The 2,374-nt window shown below is 56.2% G+C and carries 4 protein-coding genes; 2 read left to right on the forward strand and 2 right to left on the reverse strand.

Features of this window, described 5'->3' with window-relative positions:
• The first annotated feature begins 68 nt into the window (after positions 1-68).
• Both HPY90_RS15895 and vapC read left to right on the forward strand, forming a co-directional pair.
• Positions 69-272 carry a type II toxin-antitoxin system VapB family antitoxin gene (locus HPY90_RS15895; RefSeq protein WP_287195961.1) on the forward strand — a complete coding sequence of 68 codons (204 nt, stop codon included), beginning with the start codon at positions 69-71 and terminating at the stop codon, positions 270-272.
• Complete coding sequence (gene vapC, locus HPY90_RS15900; protein WP_287195956.1) at positions 247-678, forward strand: type II toxin-antitoxin system VapC family toxin; 432 nt, start codon at positions 247-249, stop codon at positions 676-678. Before HPY90_RS15895 ends, vapC begins: the two co-directional genes overlap by 26 nt.
• 44 nt (positions 679-722) lie before the next feature.
• Here vapC and HPY90_RS15905 read toward each other — a convergent pair whose 3' ends face one another.
• Together HPY90_RS15905 and HPY90_RS15910 are read right to left on the reverse strand one after the other, a co-directional pair.
• A complete protein-coding gene (locus HPY90_RS15905; protein ID WP_287195958.1) occupies positions 723-947 on the reverse strand; it encodes a hypothetical protein in 225 nt (74 codons plus the stop codon).
• A gap of 442 nt (positions 948-1,389) precedes the next feature.
• A complete protein-coding gene (locus HPY90_RS15910; RefSeq protein ID WP_287195959.1) occupies positions 1,390-2,094 on the reverse strand; it encodes a copper amine oxidase N-terminal domain-containing protein in 705 nt (234 codons plus the stop codon).
• Positions 2,095-2,374: the final 280 nt, after the last annotated feature.

The raw sequence follows: 2,374 nt of genomic DNA on the forward strand, positions 1-2,374 counted from the left end.
ACCATCCTTGCAAATCTGTCTTGACATAATACTTCTATCTGTTATAATCAAGCATAAGGTGATTGATTATGAAAACAACTCTTTACGTTGACCGCAAGCTCCTGCGCGAAGCCATGGAGCTGGCGGGGCTGAAGGGGATAACGGAGACCATTGAGGCGGCCTTAAAGGATTTCGTCCGCCGCAAGCGCCTGGAAAAGCTCGCCGCAAGTCTGGGCAAGGTCGACCTGGCGCTGGACGACGCCGCCCTTGAGGAGATCCGGCGGGATGACTGAGCGTTTTCTGGTGGACACATCGGTCTGGATCGAGGCCCTGCGCCCCGGCGGACAGCCAGAAATCGCCGCCTGGCTGAGGGAAGCACTGCTCCGGGAGGTCGTGGTGCTTGCGCCGCCCGTGAAAGCCGAGATTCTCATAGGAGCCCGGGACGAAAAACAGTTCGTCGAACTTGCCGAGATGCTGGGCGCCTTGCCTTTACTGGAGGAAAGACATGAAATCTGGGAGCAGGTTGCTTCCCTCGGCTTTCGCCTGCGGCGGCAGGGCCTGGTCGTTCCCGTAGCCGACCTCCTGATCGCCTCTTGGGCGCTCAATTATGTCTGCGTTCTCGCCCACCGCGATCGGCACTTCGTCCTGGTCGCAGAAAAGGTTCCTGGGCTGGCGACCATGAGCTTTCTCAACGGTTGAAAGAAACAAAGCCCCAGGCACAAACCGTGCCCGGGGCGCTCTTTCTAAACGATGTCCCTGGACCTGGGGACGAAAGGGTCGATCTCCTCCGGCTTCTTGGAAAAGACCACCCTGGGATTGGTTAAATCGGAAGCGTCGACAATGACCAGCCTCCCCTCGGCGGTGCCCAGATAGAACCTGTGGTGGTCGAAGTCCGGAGCGGTGGCGTCGCTCTTGATGAAAGCACTTCCGACGACAGGCTCGAAGAAATGGGTATGTAGTCGAGCCATTTGTTTTCCTTCCTTGCCTGCGCAGACAGCTGATCAGGTCGCGGGTGACCACCCAGAAGCGGAGCCGCTGGTCCCCCTCCGGGCCGCCCAGGGCGGCGATCACAGGCCACTCCATCCCCCAGCGCTTCCCGCTCAAGATAAGAGGCTGGCTGTAAGAGTTCCCGAACCTGTTCGTAAACAGGCTCCAGAAGGCGACCTTCTCCGAGGTCAGGACGAACCGCGTCCGGTGGTCGTCGAGGCCGAAGGTCGTGGCTTCGAAGCCGTAGCTGGGGTGGCAGCGGGCGGACCCAGGGGTAGTTGAACTGAAGACAAACAGGAAAATCAACAGAAATGCCAAGCAGCGCTTCAAGAAAATCCCTCCTTCGAAAATTGCTCGAAAAATGAGAAACCGGCGGACTTTTCCATGCCGATTTCTCTCGAAATTGTTCCGATTATCCGAAATCTAATCGCAGACCTTAACCTTACCCTTGACTACGGTGTTCCAGACAGTGATATGTACGTAGCGATACATGTTCATCCAGTCCACATCACACCCCATCGCCTCCACCGCGCAACGCAGGGGAACGAAGGTCCTCCCCTGAGTGAGGACGGGTGCGGTGTCCATCTCCCTGGGCTGCCTGTCCACATAGTAGGTCTTCCGGCCGATGAACATTTCTACGGTGCGGCTGTTCTTGGAGATGGTCACCTTCTGCTGCGCTCCGTCCCACCGGACGTCGTAGCCCAGGGCCTCGGAAACGAAGCGCACGGGAAACTGGGTGCGTCCGTTCTTGTCTACATATGCTTTCCACTCGGGTTTGGTGATCTTGAGGTGCTGGCCGTACACAACCTGATAGTCGTGGCCGCCGAGGGGATTCGGCTTCGCCGAAACGATGTTGGCCGGGCTGCACTGAGGCCTTACTTCCTCAGGATACTCGTAGTTCAGCGGAGGATCCCACTTAAAGTCCGGGTCGGGCTTTCCAAAGAGAAACACTTCGACATAAGGTGGCTTCGCAGGGCCTTTCAGTCCGAAGACAGCTGCACTAAAATCATCAGTACCGGGATACCGCTCCCCAATGTAATCCTTCACCACCTGCGCCCCGGCAGGCGCCGCGAGCGCCGCGACAAAAGTCAGCAGCAACAGCAAAACTATCGACTTTTTCGCTTTCAAAGTTGAAAACATTCCTTTCGCTGGATCTCGTTTTGCCGGGAATCCGAGGCCCCCGGCCAGGCCGGTGTTCTCGAAAAGGCCGTGTAAAATTTCAGTAGGTAATAGAAGGGGATCAGCCCCTTGAAAAAGAAGAGAGACCTCAGCGCACCGAAACTATCACCCCAAAAGGAGTGTGAGGTCTCATGCTATTAGATATTCGCCACATAGTAGGGGCAGTCCTTCTTTTTGTCGAAGGTTTAGTCAAATTAATTGGAGAGAGTAAAGACTTTTACGAACTTGA

This window comes from Syntrophothermus sp., assembly GCF_013314835.1.
Taxonomy (GTDB): Bacteria; Bacillota; Syntrophomonadia; order Syntrophomonadales; family Syntrophothermaceae; genus Syntrophothermus; species Syntrophothermus lipocalidus.